Origin of the sequence: Shewanella halotolerans (assembly GCF_019457535.1) — a bacterium.
Taxonomy (GTDB): Bacteria; Pseudomonadota; Gammaproteobacteria; order Enterobacterales; family Shewanellaceae; genus Shewanella; species Shewanella halotolerans.
Window position 1 is genome coordinate 115,601 of sequence record NZ_CP080417.1, and the last position, 16,938, is coordinate 132,538.

Sequence of the window (16,938 nt, forward strand, 5' to 3'; positions counted from 1 at the left end):
GGCTTAATTCTTACTAAAACACTCGGGTTTATCCTGACGGAGCATGTCTTAATGATCACCATTTCCGATGCAGCTCAGGCGCATTTTGTTAAGCTACTCGCTGACCAGCCTGAAGGAACTCATATTCGCGTTTTTGTTATCAGCCCAGGTACCCCTTCGGCTGAGTGTGGCGTGTCTTACTGTCCGCCGGATGCCGTAGAGGCAGACGACATCGAACTCGAATTTAATGGTTTTCATGCCATGGTGGATGAGAAGAGTGCTCCCTTCCTCGAAGAGGCTTCTATTGACTTCGTTACCGACCAGCTGGGTTCACAACTGACCCTGAAGGCGCCTAATGCCAAGATGCGTAAGGTCGATGCCGACGCGCCACTGAAAGAGCGTATCGAATATGTGATTCAGTCTGAGATCAACCCACAGCTGGCTAGCCACGGTGGCAACATCATGCTGGTGGATATCGACGAAGCCGGTATCGCTATCCTGCAATTCGGCGGTGGCTGTAACGGTTGTTCTATGGTGGACGTGACCCTGAAAGATGGCATCGAGAAGCAGCTACTGGATATGTTCCCTGGCGAGCTCACTGGGGTGCGCGATGTCACCGAACATCAACACGGTGAACACTCTTACCAATAAATGGTAAGCAAGCAGACAGCGGGATGACTTAGGTCATCCCGTTTTCGTTAGGGTATTACTCAATCGATAGCGGTAGTCCAGCGCCAGGCTGAGGCTGCGGGTTAGCATAAACAGACTCATGGCGGCCCACAGGGCATGGTTGCCATAACCCTGTAGCAGTAGCCATGTGGGGAAGAAGACCCCGAAGGTGGCGAGTATCATGGTGTTGCGCATCGCCTTGCCTTGGGCGGCGCCGATATAGACGCCATCGAACAGGTAAGAGCCGAAGGCGAGTAGCGGCAGGGCGACGACCCAGCCCAAGTAGGCCTGCGCCTCCTGGCGCACCTCAGAGATGTTGGTCAGCAGATTGATGACCAGCTCGCCCCACAGGGCAAAAAACAGGGTAAACAGCAGGGCAAAGATGGCCGACCAGAGTCCAGCAAGGGTGACGCTTTGGGTCAGGCGCTCATGGCTCTTTTCGCCCACGGCCCGGCCCACCTCGGCCTCACCATAATAGGCGATGCCATCCAGGGCGTAGGAGATGAGCAGCAAAAGGTTGAGCAGCACGGCGTTGGCGGCCACCGTATTGTCGCCCAGGTTCGCTCCCTGAAAGGTCATGAAGGCGAAGGCGAGTTGCAGGCAGAGGCTACGGATAAAGATATCCAGATTGAGGCGCACCAGGCGCTGGTAGCTATTGAGCGATAGGCTGCGGAGTAGGGGAAGGAACTCGAAACCTCCCTCTCGTTTGATGGTGCGCACCACCATGCTGGCGGCCACGGCAAAGCCCGTCATGTCCGCCAGTACAGAGGCCAGAGCGGCCCCTTCGACACCCCAGCCTAACCCCATCACGAACAGCACATCCAGTAGTATGTTAGTGATGTTGGCGGCGATGAGCTGCCACATGGCGGCCTTAGGCTGCTGGCGCCCCAGCAGCCAACCCAGCAGGGCCAGGTTGGCCAAGGCAAAGGGAGTTGACCAGATGCGGATGTTAAAATAGGCCTGGCTGTAATACCGCACCTGCTCACTGGCGTCGGAGAGCGCCATCGCCGCGGTGATTATGGGTTGCTGCAGGAGTAGCACCAGCAGGGAAAACAGCAGCGCCAGGCTGGCCGACTGCATCAGGAGGCGGTACTGGGTCTGAAGCTCCTTGGCGCCGAAGGCCTGCGCTACCAAGCCCGTAGTCGACATGCGCAGGAAGCCCAGAATCCATAAAATCAGGGTGATCACCGTTGACCCGACGGCGACTCCCCCTAAATAATAGGCGTTACTCAAGTGTCCCACGACGGCAGTATCGACCAGCCCCAGCAGGGGAACCGTAATGTTAGACAGAATCATAGGCACGGCGAGCGCGAACAACTGGCTGTTTTTCTGTTTATTTAACAATAAGTTTAGTGGCGACATAGACTCTCAGAGGTTACTCAATATGTTTAGAAGCGTGATTGCAGCGCTATTGGCCTGTCTCAGTTATTCGGCTCATGCTGTGGTGATTCTACAATATCATCATGTATCCGAGGATACCCCTATGGTGACCAGTGTGACACCTGCTCAATTCAGAGAGCAGATGAGCTACCTGAGGGAGAATGGTTTCAAGGTCAAGCCCTTGACCCAAGTGGTCGAGGCGATAAAGCAGGGACGAGAGCTGGCGGACAAGACGGTGGCCATCACCTTCGATGATGGCTATCAGAACATTGCCGATACCGCGCACCCTATCTTGAAGGAGTTCGGCTATCCCTACACCATCTTTATCTCCATCGATCCCATAGAGCGTAAGCATAAGAATGTGATGAGCTGGGCAACCCTGAAACGCCTGAGCGATGAGGGGGTGACGCTGGCCAACCACAGCTGGGGCCATGAGCATCTTATTCGCCGTCTACACGGTGAGGATGAGCAGGTTTGGCTGAGTCGGATTACAGATAATCTACTTGCCACCGAGGCCGAGATAGAGGCGAAAACCGGCCAGAGTGTGAAGATGTTAGCCTACCCCTATGGCGAATATAATACGGCCATCGAGGCGCTGGCGGATAAGCTGGGCTTCGTGGGCTTCGGCCAGCAGTCTGGCGCTGCAGGCGGTTACTCTTCGCTTACCGCCTTGCCGCGCTTCCCTGTGGCGGGTGCCTATGCGGATCTCACCTCGCTCAAGGCCAAGCTCTATAGCCTGAATATGCCTGTGCTGGCGATCACCCCGCGCAATACCCAACTGCCCCAGGGGCGGTGGCGACCCGAGATGCAGGTGACCTTAGATATGACAGATATCGTCGCCAGCCAAGTGATGTGCTTCGTCCAGGGCCAAGGCGCCATGAAGCCGAGCTGGGAGAGTGAAGATACCTTCAGTATACAGGCGGTGACAGACCTGCCACCGGGGCGTTCGCGCTACAACTGCACAGCCCCAAGCAAGGCAAGCGGACGCTATTATTGGTTCTCCCAGGCCTGGGTCAGGCCGAAAAATGACGGCACCTGGGTGAAGGAGTAGATTAGATCGATGTGTCACAAGAGCTAGGAGATCTCCGCCGTCTTGCTGGCGTTGAGTAGCTGCATCAGCCGGGCGGGGATCTTGTCCAGATGCAGTATCTCCTTGTGAGCATTGAGCTCGGCGGCGGCGCCCGGCATGCCCCATACCACAGAGCTGGCCTCATCCTGTATTATGGTGTGACTGCCGGCAGCCTTGAGGCGTTCCAGCCCCAGGGCTCCATCTTTTCCCATTCCCGTTAGCAGTATACCTATGGTGTTGGCCCCATAGCAGTCGGCGATACTGTTGAATAGCACATCCACTGCGGGCTTATGTCGATTGACCGGATCTGAGTCCAGTAGCTTGGTATAGAGCCTGCCGCCGTGTTTCTCCACCGTGAGATGAGCATCCCCAGGGGCCAGATAGGCGGTGCCTGACGCTATGAGCTCGCCGCCCTTGGCCTCGATCACCTTCATCGCAGAATGGCTGTCCAATCGCTTGGCGAAGGAGAGGCTAAAGGCGGCGGGAATATGTTGGGTGATCACTATGGGCGGCGTATTTGCCGGCAGCGGGGTGATCACCCGCTGGATAGCCTCTGTCCCACCGGTCGAGGCGCCGATGGCGATCAACTTGTCCCCGGTAAGGGCAAACATGTTGCTGGTGGCGACCTGAACAACCGGCCGGGTGAGCGGCTTAACATGGCTGACGGCGGCGGTGCGCACCTTGTCGATCAGCTCATCGGTATAATCCAGCAATGTATTGGTGAGATCCGACTTGGGCTTAGAGATGAAGTCCACCGCACCTAGTGCCAAGGCCTCCAGGGTGATCTCGGCGCCCTTGTGGGTCAGAGTCGAGACCATGACGACCGGCATGGGTCTGAGCTTCATCAGGTTGCGCAGAAAGGCGATGCCGTCCATCTTGGGCATCTCGATATCCAGTGTCAGCACATCTGGGTTAAATTGCTTGATCAGGCTCCTGGCCTCGTAGGGATCTTCGGCTGAGGCGACCACCTTGATATCCGGCGCCTGTGAGAGCATATGGGTAAGCAGCTGCCTGACCAGAGGTGAGTCATCTATGATCAATACTTTTATCATATGGCGCCATCCTTTTGCGTTATCTGGCTCATACGCCGACACCGAGTCGTTGCCGCACCAGAGCAGCGTGTTGAGGTTGATAGATGGTTTGGCCGATCAATTTGAAATCGCTCGAGATATTATGCAACGTCTCCGAATGACCGATAAACAGGTGACCATCGTCGGCGAGCAGTCGTCGAAACTGGCGGATGATCTTCACCTTGGTCTGGGCATCGAAGTAAATGAGCACGTTGCGACAGAAGATGAGATCGAAGGGGCCATGCATGGGCCATTCGCCTAGTAGATTCAATTGCTTGAAGTGGATGAGTCGCTTGAGTGAGTCGCACAGCATGACCTCGCCGGGATGGGGCCCGGGTTCCACATATTGGTTCAGCAGCGCCTTGGGCAGGTTGGCCATCGCCTCCTGGCTGTAGATACCGGCCCTGGCCTTGTTCAGCACGTTAGTGTCGAGATCTGTGGCGAGGATCTTGAGATCCCAGCTGGCGGACGGAAAGTGTTTCGCCAGGGTCATGGCGATGCTGTAAGCCTCTTCGCCGGTGGAGCAGGCCGACGACCAGACGCGCAGGCGGCGATTGCGTCTCTGTTGCCACTGAGGCACCAGGTGCCGCTCCAGGTAGTCGAAGTGGTGGGCCTCGCGAAAGAAGGAGGTGAGGTTAGTGGTCAGGGCATTGATGAAGTTGATCAACTCGCCGCCATCGTCCTCTAGCCTCTGGCAATACTGATGGAAATTGTTCAACTTGAGGGCGCGCAGGCGTCTGCTGAGGCGCGAGTAGACCATGTGCTGCTTCCTGTCTGGCAACACTATGCCCGACTCGCGATAGGCAAGCTGCCGAATAAATTCGAAGTCTTGCTGCGCCATCGGAAATTCCTTTTCATTGCTCTGTTCCAATTGCATCCCCTGGCCTAATATCGGCTGCTGGCTATCGAATCGACTCTATGGGGCGCCTTCCTCTGGCGCCCCCAGTTCCTAAAACTCGTTCCACTCCTCGTTGCTGATATTCAGGGGGCCATGGCTATCGCCGGCAACCAAGGAGAGCGGCGCCGAGGTCATGCCCGAATGCACCGGCGTCTGAGACTGGAAGAAGCCGAGCTGCGCCTTCATGTTGCGCGCCTGTTCGGCCATGGCATCGCCAGCGGCCGATACCTGTTCGACCAGGGCGGCATTTTGCTGGGTCATCTCATCCATCTGAGAGATCGCCTTGTTAACCTCCTGAATGCCCGCCGACTGTTGATCCGAGGCGATGCTGATCTGGCTGATCATATCGGCGACCTTAGTCACCGCCTGTACTATATCTTCCAGCGTCTCACCGGACTGGTTCACCAGCTGGGTACCATCGGTCACCTTGGTCACGCTGTCACGGATCAGCTCCTTGATCTCCTTGGCGGCGCCGGCGCTGCGCTGCGCCAGGTTACGCACCTCGCCTGCCACCACGGCAAAGCCGCGTCCCTGCTCGCCCGCTCGGGCCGCCTCGACGGCGGCATTGAGGGCCAGCAGATTGGTCTGGAAGGCGATCTCATCGATCACCCCTATGATGTCGGCGATACGCTTGCTTGATTCGTTGATTGCCTCCATGGCGGTCACGGCCTGCTCCACCACCTTGCCGCCGTGGGCGGCCTTAGTGTTAGCCTCCTGAGCCAGTTGATTGGCGACCGTGGCGTTTTGTGCGCTCTGGGTGACGGTTGCCGTCATCTCCTCCATGCTCGAAGCTGTCTCTTCGAGGGAGGCGGCCTGCTCCTCGGTGCGCTGACTCAGGTCGGCGTTACCCTGGGCGATCTCTTCGGCACCCGAGGTCACTGTATTGGCGGACTGGTTGATGCCATCGAGCACCTCGGTCAGCTTGGCTGCGGTGGCATTGGCATCGGCCTGTAGCTTACCGAACTGGCCTTGATACTCGCCCTGGATCTGACGATTGAGATCCCCCTTGGCCAGGCCGTCGAACATGTTCACCACATCGCCTATCACCTGGTCGGCGATGCCGACCAGACGGTTAAGGCCGTTGGAGAGGTTGAGGAAGAAGCCCTCTTTATCCTGGGTGCCTACCCTCAGGGAGAGGTCCCCCTTGCTGGCGGCGCCGATGATGGAGTCTATCTCATGTTCTATCGCTACCTCGGCGGTTCTGTCGGCCCACTCCACAACCGTGCCTATGCTTTCACCGTTAGGATCGCGGATAGGGTTGGCGACCACCTGGAAGGTGCGTCCGCCAACCTTGAGCTGGCTGGTGTAGGTGGTGGTCAGCGTCTTGAGCAGGTTGCGTTGATGGCTGGGATTCTTGTGGAAATTGTCTATGTTGACGCCCATGAGGTTGCTGGCGTCGAAGTTAGGCAGATCCTTGGCAATATCATTCTGCGCCTGCTTGAACATCTGGCTGACGGCCTTGTTCATGTAGATGATGTTCAGATCGGCGTCGGCCACCATGGTATTGGAGGAGACATTGTCCAGCGCCTGCTTGATGCGGGCATTCTCGGCGGCTAGTTGACGTTCCTTCGCCTCCTTGGCCAGCTTCTCGGTGACATCCTGCCACTCGACCACTGTGCCCGTGCGCACGCCATTCTCAAATACCGGGGTAGCGATCAGGGTGAAGTCTAGCCCCGCGACCTGAATGCTGGTGTCGTAGCTGCCGGTGAGCCTGTCGAGCATCTTACGTTGATGGGCCGGGTTCTGGTGGAAGATATCGATATTGCTGCCGAGCAGGCTATTGGTATTGAATTTGGTCAGCGTCTGTTGCAGCGTCTGCTCATTGTCCTTAAGCATCTGGGTGACAGAGTCGTTGAGGTAGATGATGTTATAGTCGGCATCCGCCACCATGACGTTGGCGCGGCAGACATCCAGCGCCTGCTTGATGCGGCTGTTCTCCTGGGCCAGCTTGTTCTCTGCGTCCGCCTTGGCCAGGGCTTCGGTCTTATCCTGCCATTCGACCACAGTCGCGATGCGCTGATGCTCGTCGTCAAACACCGGAGAGGCGATCAAGGAAAAGATGCGGCTACCTACCTTAATCTGCGCCGAGTGTGGGCGTTGCAGCTTGGCAATGATGTTTTGTTGATGGCTGGGTTGCTGGTGGAAGGCATCCATGTTGGTGCCGATAAGCGTGTCGACGCTGAAGCTGGCGATCGCCTGCTGTATGTCAGACTCTGCCTTTTCCAGGGTCTGGCGCAGCGACTGGTTGAGGAAGTTAATATTGCCTTGGGGGTCGGCCAGCATCACATTGGCCTGGCAGATCTCCAGTGCCCTGAGCTGTGCCTGATTGCCCTGGTTGGCATGCCATTGTTGGGTCAGGCTCTGGCTGATCTCAGGCCAATGGGGATAGTCGAAGGCGGAAAAGCTCGGCGGATTCTTGCCTTCGAGTGCCTGGCGGATCTCCTCGAAGGCTTGCCGCAGCCTGTGTTGCATCTGCCCCTGTTGTTGAATACCCAGGGCGATGACGGCGATGGCAACCACCTGAGCTATGCCGACCCAGAGCGAGGGCTGCTGGGTAAAGGCCAATAGGGCTGCGACGCCAGCGATCAGCAGTCCAATGATCGGCAGATTGTTTGCGTTGCCAGTCTTGCTGTTCATTGCATCCATTCTCTGTTCCTCTCTTGCCGGGTTAGGCGCTGACAGCCTGTGTTGAAGCAGCGTCGATATTATTGATGATGTTTGACAGTTGGGTGGCCTCGGGCAGCACCTCACTGCTAAGTAGGGTGTCTATGTCCAGCAGAATCACCATCTTGTCCGCCAGATTGGCGAGTCCCTTGATGAAGGTGAGATCTGTCTCCTCGCCGAAGTCGGGGGCGTCGCGCAGATCCCTGTGATGGACACTGAAGACATCAGAGACGGCATCGACCACTATGCCGATCACCTTGTGTTCGTCGCCGATACAGACCTTGATGACGATCACCACGGTTGTGGGGCCATAGTCCAGGCTGGCGATACCGAATCGTTGCCGTAGATCTATGATGGGGACTATGGTGCCGCGCAGGTTGATGACTCCTTTGACATGGCTGGGGGAGTTGGGAATGACTGTCGTTGGCTCCCAGCCGCGGATCTCCTGCACCGAGAGTATGTCGACGCCATACTCCTCATCGGCCATGATGAAAGTAAGATACTGATCGCTGGCATCGTCTTTGGCGGTGAGTGTGATGCCTGCTTCGTCTGCCTGTGTCATGGATGAATCTCCCTTCTCATTTGGTTTTCTAGGCGGCGTGCTCTTGGGTGTTGTTGATGCCCGCGAGGCTGACTAACCCGGCAATGTCTATGATCAAGGCGACGGTGCCGTCGCCGAGTATGGTGGCTCCCGAGATACCGGCCACCTTGCTGTAGTTATCTTCCAGACTCTTGATCACCACCTGCTGCTGGGACAGTAGCTCGTCGACCAGGAGCCCCACCTTGTCGTTGTTGGCATCGACCACCATCACCAGGCCATCTTTAATCTGTTTGGCATCTGCTTCGTGATGGAATGCCTCATAGACCTTGAGCACAGGCAGGTATTCATCCCGCAGACGGATCACCTCATGTTCTTCACTCAGGCGATTGATATGGGCGGCGGGCACCTCGAGCGACTCGTGAATCGCCACCAGGGGCACCACATAGGTGTGCGTACCAATGCGTACCAACTGACCATCGAGTATCGCCAGGGTGAGTGGCAGGCGTATGGTAAAGCGACTGCCCTTGTCCTGGGTGGATTTCAGCTCTATGGTGCCGTTGAGTTCGTGGATATTTCTTAGCACTACATCCATGCCGACGCCGCGGCCGGAGAGGTCCGAGACCGTCTCTGCGGTAGAGAAGCCGGGTTTGAAGATCAGCTGGTGAATGGCCTCTTCGCTCAGCTCCTCGTCGCTGCCGACCAGTCCCTTGGCGCGTGCCTTATCGAGAATTTTCTGGGTGTTGAGCCCGGCGCCGTCATCGATGATCTCTATGATGATGTTACCGCCCTGATGGAAGGCATTGAGGGTGAGGGTGCCTGTTTCGGGTTTGCCCTTCTGACGGCGCACCTCTGGGGTCTCCAGACCGTGGTCGAGGGAGTTTCTCACTAGGTGCACCATAGGATCGACTATCTTCTCCATCACAGTCTTATCCAGCTCGGTATCCTCCCCTTTGAGGACCAGCTCTACTTGTTTGCCCAGTTGCTGGCCTATGTCCCGTACCAGACGGGGGAAGCGGTTGAAGGCGAAGCTGATGGGCAGCATACGGATCTGCATGACACTCTCCTGCAGATCCCGGGTGTGGCTGGCCAGCTGCTCCAGCCCCTGTTTCATGGTGATGAAGGACTCGGGCGTCATCTCCTCCTGCTGACCGATTTGGCCCAGCATGGCCTGGGTGATCACCAGCTCACCTACCATGTTGATCAGCAGATCTATCTTCTCTATGCTGACGCGAATGGAGCCAGCGTCCTGGGTCTTGTTGCTGACCACGCTGGGCCTGGTCTGGCTTGCGGGTTTTTCGGGCTGGATACTAGCCGGGGGAGTTGTTTGAGCATTGGTTTGAGCATTGGCCTGGGCACTGGTCTGAATATCGTTTTCTGCCGTCGCCTCTATCTCTTTCTCTGTCGCTATCTTGTTGGCCTCGATCGCCTTGGGCTGAGCCTGATAGTCAATGTCGCATTCATCCTCGACCCATTCGAAGGCTTCCTTGAGACGCGAAAGGGGTTGGTCTGTGGTGAGGGTGAGCGACCAGGCGAGGTAGCAGGCCTCGGGGTCATACTGAGTGAAGTCGGGGACCTCTTGAGGCAGCAGCTCGACACTGAGTTCGCCACACTGACCCAGCTCGTTGAACATCAGCAGGGGGTCGTTACCGTACCTGAGGATGTCCGTGCCCGCCTTGAAGCTGATCTGCCAGGTCGTCAGTTCTGGTGTCTCGGGTTCGCGCGAAGCCGTATCTTCTTGTGACTCGGCCTGGGATAGCTCGGCGGCAAACTTCTGCTCCAGATCGGCGAGCATGGGATCGTCGAAGGTTTGCTGATGCATGACTGCGTCGAGCATGTTGCGCAGCAGGTCGACCGACAGCAGGAGTATGTCCTGATGATGGCTGGTCATCTCGCGGCGGCCATCGCGGATCTCATCCAGCAGCGTCTCTAGCAGGTGGGTGTAGTTGGCGACCTGGTTAAAACCGAAGGTGCCGCTGCCCCCCTTGATGGAGTGGGCGGCGCGAAAGATGGTGTTGATCGCCTCGGGATCCGGCGCGGCGATATCGAGCTTAAGCAGCTCGGACTCCATGCTTTCCAAGCCCTCTAGGCTTTCTTCAAAGAAGACTTGGCTGAATTGACTCAGATCGATTTCCATATCCCACCATCCAGACTCAGATTAACGTAACACCTTGTTGACCGTGGCAAGCAGCTGGTCTGGGTTAAAGGGTTTGACTATCCAGCCGGTGGCTCCGGCCGAGCGTCCCTCCTGCTTCTTGTCGCTGCCCGATTCTGTGGTGAGCATCAGCAGAGGGGTGAACTTGTAGTTGGGCAGGCTGCGTAGATTACGGATTAGTGTGATGCCGTCCATCACTGGCATGTTGACGTCTGAGATCACCAGGTCATAGTCCTGGCTCTTCGCCTGGGTCAACGCTTCGTCACCGTTGCAGGCTTCGGTCACGTCGAATCCCGCTGTCTTGAGGGTAAAGCCCACCATCTGACGCATGGAGGCTGAATCATCCACTGCGAGTATCTTCTTCATTCCTGAATTCTCTCCTGAGCAAGCACAAAGATCTGTGTCGCGTCGAGCCCCAACTCGGCCAAGGTATGTTCGACCTCCTCTGCGGGCGGTGTCCACTCGATGGCATGGTGGTGCGTCTGGCAATAGTGATGCAAAAAGTAGAGCAGCTGCGCACCTGAGGTATCGACCCGGGTCAACTGGCTGGCGTCGATACACAAGGCGTCAGACGCTGTGAGTTGTTCGGCAATATCGTGATGGACCTGCTGGATGTTACGAATCGTCAGCTCGGACGCTAAGCGAATCGGACTCTGGGTCATCGGGGGGCTCCTCTACAATCCCTGTCAATAAGACTCCACTAGGATCAAAAGATAGACGGTAAATAAGAGGCTTGCCTGAAAAATAACAGTTTTTTAACTAAATAGGCTCCCGAGTGAGGAGCCAGTGATGTGTGATGAAAGCAAATTTGACCAGTGATTCTTGCTATTCACCATAGTGAGTCGCCAGGGCGATCACATCATGAATGAGGTTCTTGTTGCGGATCTGCGGCAGCTGTCGCGGATCCAGGCTGGTGGGCTTAACCGTGGCCACCCGGGTGCCGTCGGGGGAGATGAGCACCATGGAGGCGCTGTGATCCACCTGATAGTTTTCGCCTTCGCCTACCATGGTATAGACGAAGCCCAGCTCCCGGGTCAGCGGCAGTAACTGGCTATGGGGGGCCGTGACCGCAACGAAGTTAGGATTGAAGAAGTTGATGTAATCCTTGAGTTTGGCCTGAGTATCCCGGGCCGGATCGACCGACAGAAACACCACCTGTAGATCTACTACGCCTTCCAGCTGTTGATAGGCCGCCGCCAGCTTGCCCAGTGTGGTGGGGCAGACATCCGGGCAGGAGGTGTAACCGACGAAGAACAGGCTCCACTTGTCTTTTAGCCTGGCGTTGGTGAAGGCCTTGCCGTTCTGATCTGTCAGCTCGAAGGGGGACAGAGGTCGCTGCTGGGGATAACGATAGCTGGTGAGCAGCTCAGGCGGCGTCGCTTGACCCGTGAAGTTAACCGCCGCGATCGCCCCCAGGCCGCTGAAGATGAGTAAAGTTAGGACTATCCATAGCGGTTTCATTGCGTTAGCTCCAGAGGTAGTGGTCGACCAGGAGCAGCAAGAAGAGCAGCATCAGATGGTAGATGGAGAAGCGAAACACCTGCATCGCCAGGCCCGGCTTGTCTCGATACTTGAGCTGCCAGGCCTTATAGATGAAGCCACAACTCAACAGGGTCGACCCCATCAGATAGAGGGGGCCGCACATGCCAACCAACACTGGGTAGAGGCAGGCCAGCGCCAGTAATACCGTATAGAGCATGATGCAGGTCTTGGTAAACTCGACGCCGTGGGTGACGGGCAGCATGGGCACATCGACCTTGGCATATTCGGCGCGCCTGTGGATCGCCAGCGCCCAGAAGTGGGGCGGGGTCCAGGCGAAGATGATGATCACCAGCAGCAAGGCATGGCCGTGAAACTCGCCGGTGATCGCCGTCCAACCCAGCAGGGGGGGCATGGCGCCGGCCAGACCGCCGACGACGATATTCTGCGGTGTCGCGCGCTTGAGATAGGCGGTATAGATCACCGCGTAGCCGATGAGGCTGGCGAAGGTGAGCCAGGCGGTTAGCGGGTTGACGGCCCAGTAGAGCAGCGCAAAGCCGAGAATCGCCATGGCGGTGGCAAAGGTGAGCGCCTTGGTGATAGAGACCCGGCCTTTGGGGAGCGGACGGTTATAGGTGCGGGCCATCAGGCCGTCGATGCGGCGGTCGATCAGATGGTTATAGGCGGCAGCGGCCCCCGCCATCATGCCTATGCCCACCAGGCCGGCGATCAGTGGCTGAACCGGTACCGCGCCTGGCACCGCCAGACACATGCCGACCAACACGGTCAGCAGCATCAGGGCAACCACCCTAGGCTTAGTCATCTCGAGGTAGGCGCGCCAGGGTAGCGGGGTGGCGACAGGCTTAGTGATTGTCATAGGTTTGGCCATGGCGATGCCTCCTTATGCCTTACGCCACAGGGCGTAGTTGATGAAGACCAAGGTGAGTAACAGGAGTGCGGCGCCCGCGTTATGGGACACGGCGATCCCTAGGGGAAGGTGCAGTACTACGTTGCTGATCCCTAGGGCTATCTGTAGGCACAATAACCCCAGGAGGACCCAGGCGCTGCGTCTCAGCAGCTGAGAGTGTGAGAATTTGATCATGCGATACACCAGCCAGAGCAGGGCGGTCGCCGTGATGATGGCGCCGAACCTGTGCGCCACATGAATTGTCATGCGGGAGGAGTAATCCAGTATGCCGAACTCGTAGCTACCTTCCGTCTTGTGCAGGGGATAGAAGGCGTGCAGCGGGTCTAGGTTGCTTACCCAGTCTCCTTCGCAGATGGGCAGTGTGGTGCAGGCCAGCGCCGCATAGTTAGAGGAGGTCCAGCCGCCCAGGATGATCTGCAGTACGAGTAGGCAAAGGCAGAAGAGGGCGTAGGGTGCCAGTTTTCGCAGCCTTGGCTCGCCGCCGGGTAGGCGTAGCGGCTTGGTTCTGAGATAGAGGAGCCACAATAAGGAGATCAGGGTAAAGCCGCCTATCAGGTGAGACATCACCACCACGGGCATGAGTTTCATGGTGACAGTCCACATCCCCAGCGCCGCCTGGAACAGGATCAGCAGGGCGATAAAGCTCGGCAGCTTCTTGGGGGCGTCGGGCTGCCTGAAGCTGATAAAGAGGATTAAGGCGACCAGCAGGCCCAGGGTGCCGGCAATATATCTATGGATCATCTCCAGCCAAGCCTTCTCAGGTTCTACCGTGTGTTCGGGAAAGCTGTCCTGTGCCTTGGCCAGCTCATGGCTCTGGGTAGGCACCTTGATCATGCCATAGCAGCCGGGCCAGTCGGGGCAGCCAAGGCCGGCGTCAGACAGTCGGGTGTAGGCGCCCATCAGGATAACGCACAGGGTAAAAACCAGGGTGAGTTTGAGTAGGGATGTCATCTGCATTAGCCGACCCTCGACAGTTTAAGCATCTTTCTTAAGTCGGCGATCATCGCCTTACCCAGCATCAGCTGGGCCTGCTCATCTTCAACCTGGGCATAGCGCATCACCAGGGAGCCCAGGGGATCCACTATGATGATCTCTTCCCGAGTTAGCATCTGGCTGAGCGCCTCGGTAGCCTGGGCTGTGGTGAAGCTGAACTCACTCTCCTGCAGCGCGGCGAGATCGCTTTCTGCCTGCAGCAGTATGATGGGGTTGACCCTGTGTTGGTCCCGTCCCAGGGCGATCTGGCTCTGATGCAGTATGTAGAGTCGGTTCATGCAGGCCTGATCACATTGGGTCGGCAACAGGTAGATCATCTGCCAGTGCTTGGGCATGGGGTTGGCCATCGCCAAGCGGGCGTAGTTGGTATCGGGCGGCAGGAGTTCGCCCTTGTTGGTGACGCCACCATGGTAGAGATTCAGACTCAGCACCAGCTTTGCCACCGCAACGGGCAAGACAAATACCAGTAGCAAGATCAGTAGGGGTTTTGCGCCTCGGCTCTTTGGGGATCTCATCTTAATCCTCTGTTGATTATTTTATGGGTTAGCGCGTGCCAGACACCGAAAAATATCAACTCCCCGAGACGGCTAGGAAGTGACCATTTACCTGGGTGAGCCCCCGTTAATTTGGGGTGCCTATTGTTTAACCTACAGGGTCAGCTGGTTTTGCGCAACAAGTTACGGCACTCATTTGTTTTTTCTGGATTTTTCATTTTTCCTCTTAAATATCAGAAGGTAAGTCATAAGCATCAGAAATACGGTCGCCATGGAAAACCACTGTAGTGCATAGCCCTGATGCTTCTGGGCACTCATGGGGATCGGCTGCCAGGGATGGGGTAGCGCGCTGCCCGGAATCGTCTCGGGTTGGAGTATGGCGGGGGCGAGCGGCAGCCCAAGTGTTTGCGATAACTCAGGCAGGTTAAGGTTCTGGATCCGCATGGGGGAGCCCGTTTCGGCCATCAGATGCTGACTCAAGGGGTTGCTGGCTCGCTGATAGACGCGACCGCTCAGTGTTTCCTCTCGGCTTAGTTTGGTTAATTGGGGCAGTTTCTGTCTGTCCAGGCCGCTGTCGATAAAGCCAAGCTCGACCAGCAGCAAGGGAGTATCGGCCTCGATCTCGGTCTCGACACGCATCACCTGATAGGCAAGATAACCGACGCGGCCCTCATATACCTGGTTGTCTAGCAGTATGATGGGGGCATCCACAGGTGTCGCCTTGACCTCCAGACGGTAGCCGGTGAGGGACCCGCGCTCGGCTAAGACGAGCAGACTCTGATAATCCAGCGGCGCGGCGGCCTGCTTGAGGGTGAGCGCCTGTTGCAGCGCCTGCTTCTCGGCGGCCCTGTCTAACTGCCACAGTCCCAGCTTGACCAGAATGGTGAATACCAGCAAAGTAACTAAAACGAGAAAAATCGTGCCACCGCGAACCGTGGGAGCCTTCATGAGCGAAATACTGCTATTTAAGATCGTCTTAGTACTGCTATTGGTCTTCATTATCTTTAATCTTGGCCGGGCCTTATTTGTTTTGGTGAAGGGAGAAGGCAAGGCGCCCATGAGTCAGTATCTGGGGCGACGTGTGCTCTTCTCTGTGCTGGTGGTGATCCTGTTGTTGGTTGCTCTGGGACTGGGGGTCATCACTCCCAATCCCAGACCCTATTAGTCTCTCGATTCGTCGCTAAAGCACATAGACGAATACGAACAGGCAGAGCCAGACCACATCCACAAAGTGCCAATACCAACTGCCCGCCTGGAAGGCGAAATGCTTATCCGGCGTGAAATGCCCCCTCAGTACCCGCAAGAAGAGCACGAACAGAAAGATAGTCCCCAGGGTCACGTGCATGCCGTGAAATCCGGTGAGCAGGAAGAAGGTATTACCATAAACGCCAGAGGAGAGAGTCAGCCCCATCTCCTGATAGGCGTGGGCATACTCTTTTGCCTGGAGGAAGAGGAAGGCAAGACCTAAGAGTATGGTGATGCCTAGCCAGAGGGTGAGCGCGGTGCGTTTGCTCTTCTCCAGGCTCACATGGGCGAAATGCAGAGTTACCGACGAGGTCAGCAGTATGATGGTGTTGTAAAGGGGCAGACCCGTCCAGCCCATGGCCTCCGTCTTGGTGCCGTCCGGTGTGGTGACCAGAGGCCAGACCGCCTGGAAATTGGGCCAGAGCACTTCGTGGGTCATGGCATTGTTCGAGGCGCCACCGAGCCAGGGCACGGCAATGGTTCGGGCATAGAGCAGGGCACCGAAGAAGGCGGCAAAGAACATCACCTCGGAAAAGATAAACCAGCTCATTCCTTGGCGGAAGGAGCGATCCATCTGTTTAGAGTAGAGGCCAGACATGGACTCGCCGATCACTGTCCTGAACCAGCCGAAGACCATGTAGAGGATGACGGCGATCCCGGCTGTAAGGATATAACCGCCGCTAGTCTGCTCCGTCTGTAACTGCTGTACATAACTGCCGGCGCCATAGGCGATGAGGAAGAGGCCGAAGGCACCTATGATGGGCCAGGCACTCTGGGCGGGGACATAGTAGTGTTCATGTTTGCTTGTCATTTCGAAGCTCCTTGCTCAACATCATCTACGTACCCCTTGTCGGTGATGTTGTATAGCGTATAAGAGAGAGTCAGTGTCGAGATCTGCTCGGGCAGCTCGGTATCGACATAGAAGATCAAAGGTAATTGCGCATCGGCATTGGCATCGAGTTTTTGCTGGTTAAAGCAGAAGCACTCTGTCTTGTGGAAATAGGCCGCGCCCTGTCCCGGAGAGACAGAGGGAATAGCCTGTCCGACAATCTGCTGCGCCGAGAGATTTTTGGCGTGAAACTGAGTACGAATCACCTCACCCGGATGCACCTGAATGCGTTTCATCTCAGGGGCGAAGACCCAAGGCATATCTTTCTGGGTCTGTGCCATAAATTCGACCGATACGGTGCGGCTGGTGTCTATGGTCACCGCCTTATATTCGGCGGCGGTCGATTGCGTCTTACCATTGATGCCTAATTTTTCACATAGCACATCGTATAGAGGCACCAAGGCGAATCCGAAGCCGAACATGCCCACGCAACCTAATAGCAGCAGGCCGATCAGCTTACGGTTGGAGTACGCCTTAGTGTCCGTCAT

General features: G+C 56.8%; 18 protein-coding genes. 3 read left to right on the forward strand and 15 right to left on the reverse strand.

The window, feature by feature from the left end; all coding sequences use genetic code 11:
- Positions 1 to 51 precede the first annotated feature (51 nt).
- Entirely contained in the window at positions 52 to 630 is a 579-nt protein-coding gene (gene nfuA / locus K0H81_RS00525) for a Fe-S biogenesis protein NfuA (RefSeq protein WP_144202418.1), read from the forward strand.
- A 33-nt stretch (positions 631 to 663) separates the two neighbouring features.
- Here the strand turns inward: nfuA and K0H81_RS00530 are convergent, their stop codons facing one another.
- Complete coding sequence (locus K0H81_RS00530; RefSeq protein WP_220059561.1) at positions 664 to 2,010, reverse strand: MATE family efflux transporter; 1,347 nt, start codon at positions 2,008 to 2,010, stop codon at positions 664 to 666.
- A gap of 22 nt (positions 2,011 to 2,032) precedes the next feature.
- Between K0H81_RS00530 and K0H81_RS00535 the strand changes: the two genes are divergently transcribed.
- Positions 2,033 to 3,079 (forward strand): polysaccharide deacetylase family protein, encoded by a 1,047-nt coding sequence (locus tag K0H81_RS00535; protein ID WP_220059562.1) that lies wholly within the window; start codon positions 2,033 to 2,035, stop codon positions 3,077 to 3,079.
- 23 nt (positions 3,080 to 3,102) lie between these two features.
- Here K0H81_RS00535 and K0H81_RS00540 read toward each other — a convergent pair whose 3' ends face one another.
- The 12 genes from K0H81_RS00540 to K0H81_RS00595 form a co-directional block, all read right to left on the reverse strand.
- Positions 3,103 to 4,149: a protein-glutamate methylesterase/protein-glutamine glutaminase gene (locus K0H81_RS00540; protein WP_220059563.1), complete on the reverse strand. Its 1,047-nt coding sequence runs from the start codon at positions 4,147 to 4,149 to the stop codon at positions 3,103 to 3,105.
- A 28-nt stretch (positions 4,150 to 4,177) separates the two neighbouring features.
- A complete protein-coding gene (locus tag K0H81_RS00545; protein ID WP_220059564.1) occupies positions 4,178 to 5,008 on the reverse strand; it encodes a CheR family methyltransferase in 831 nt (276 codons plus the stop codon).
- Between the two features lie 108 nt (positions 5,009 to 5,116).
- On the reverse strand, positions 5,117 to 7,711 hold the full coding sequence (locus K0H81_RS00550; protein WP_220059565.1) for a methyl-accepting chemotaxis protein: 2,595 nt from the start codon (positions 7,709 to 7,711) through the stop codon (positions 5,117 to 5,119).
- A gap of 22 nt (positions 7,712 to 7,733) precedes the next feature.
- Positions 7,734 to 8,291, reverse strand: a complete 558-nt coding sequence (locus K0H81_RS00555; RefSeq protein ID WP_220059566.1) for a chemotaxis protein CheW — start codon at positions 8,289 to 8,291, stop codon at positions 7,734 to 7,736.
- Between the two features lie 28 nt (positions 8,292 to 8,319).
- The gene (locus K0H81_RS00560) at positions 8,320 to 10,404 is read right to left on the reverse strand and encodes a chemotaxis protein CheA (protein WP_220059567.1); all 2,085 of its coding nucleotides are present in this window, start codon (positions 10,402 to 10,404) and stop codon (positions 8,320 to 8,322) included.
- 21 nt (positions 10,405 to 10,425) lie between these two features.
- A complete protein-coding gene (locus tag K0H81_RS00565; protein ID WP_033538855.1) occupies positions 10,426 to 10,788 on the reverse strand; it encodes a response regulator in 363 nt (120 codons plus the stop codon).
- Complete coding sequence (locus tag K0H81_RS00570) at positions 10,785 to 11,084, reverse strand: STAS domain-containing protein (RefSeq protein WP_220059568.1); 300 nt, start codon at positions 11,082 to 11,084, stop codon at positions 10,785 to 10,787. Before K0H81_RS00570 ends, K0H81_RS00565 begins: the two co-directional genes overlap by 4 nt.
- Positions 11,085 to 11,247: 163 nt before the next feature.
- Entirely contained in the window at positions 11,248 to 11,883 is a 636-nt protein-coding gene (locus tag K0H81_RS00575) for an SCO family protein (RefSeq protein WP_220059569.1), read from the reverse strand.
- Between the two features lie 4 nt (positions 11,884 to 11,887).
- Positions 11,888 to 12,790 (reverse strand): heme o synthase, encoded by a 903-nt coding sequence (gene cyoE / locus K0H81_RS00580; RefSeq protein ID WP_220059570.1) that lies wholly within the window; start codon positions 12,788 to 12,790, stop codon positions 11,888 to 11,890.
- Positions 12,791 to 12,802: 12 nt separating this feature from the next.
- The gene (locus K0H81_RS00585; protein ID WP_220059571.1) at positions 12,803 to 13,786 is read right to left on the reverse strand and encodes a COX15/CtaA family protein; all 984 of its coding nucleotides are present in this window, start codon (positions 13,784 to 13,786) and stop codon (positions 12,803 to 12,805) included.
- On the reverse strand, positions 13,786 to 14,337 hold the full coding sequence (locus K0H81_RS00590; protein ID WP_220059572.1) for a redox-active disulfide-containing membrane protein: 552 nt from the start codon (positions 14,335 to 14,337) through the stop codon (positions 13,786 to 13,788). The genes K0H81_RS00585 and K0H81_RS00590 overlap by 1 nt, the downstream gene beginning before the upstream one ends.
- Before the next feature lie 171 nt (positions 14,338 to 14,508).
- Positions 14,509 to 15,264 carry an SURF1 family protein gene (locus tag K0H81_RS00595; protein WP_220059573.1) on the reverse strand — a complete coding sequence of 252 codons (756 nt, stop codon included), beginning with the start codon at positions 15,262 to 15,264 and terminating at the stop codon, positions 14,509 to 14,511.
- On the opposite strand from K0H81_RS00595, the gene K0H81_RS00600 reads away from it, so the two are divergent.
- Positions 15,263 to 15,481, forward strand: a complete 219-nt coding sequence (locus K0H81_RS00600) for a DUF2909 domain-containing protein (RefSeq protein ID WP_144202446.1) — start codon at positions 15,263 to 15,265, stop codon at positions 15,479 to 15,481. The genes K0H81_RS00595 and K0H81_RS00600 overlap by 2 nt on opposite strands.
- Positions 15,482 to 15,496: 15 nt before the next feature.
- Here K0H81_RS00600 and K0H81_RS00605 read toward each other — a convergent pair whose 3' ends face one another.
- Entirely contained in the window at positions 15,497 to 16,372 is an 876-nt protein-coding gene (locus K0H81_RS00605; protein ID WP_011863931.1) for a cytochrome c oxidase subunit 3, read from the reverse strand.
- Positions 16,369 to 16,938 (reverse strand): cytochrome c oxidase assembly protein, encoded by a 570-nt coding sequence (locus K0H81_RS00610; RefSeq protein WP_220059574.1) that lies wholly within the window; start codon positions 16,936 to 16,938, stop codon positions 16,369 to 16,371. The genes K0H81_RS00605 and K0H81_RS00610 overlap by 4 nt, the downstream gene beginning before the upstream one ends.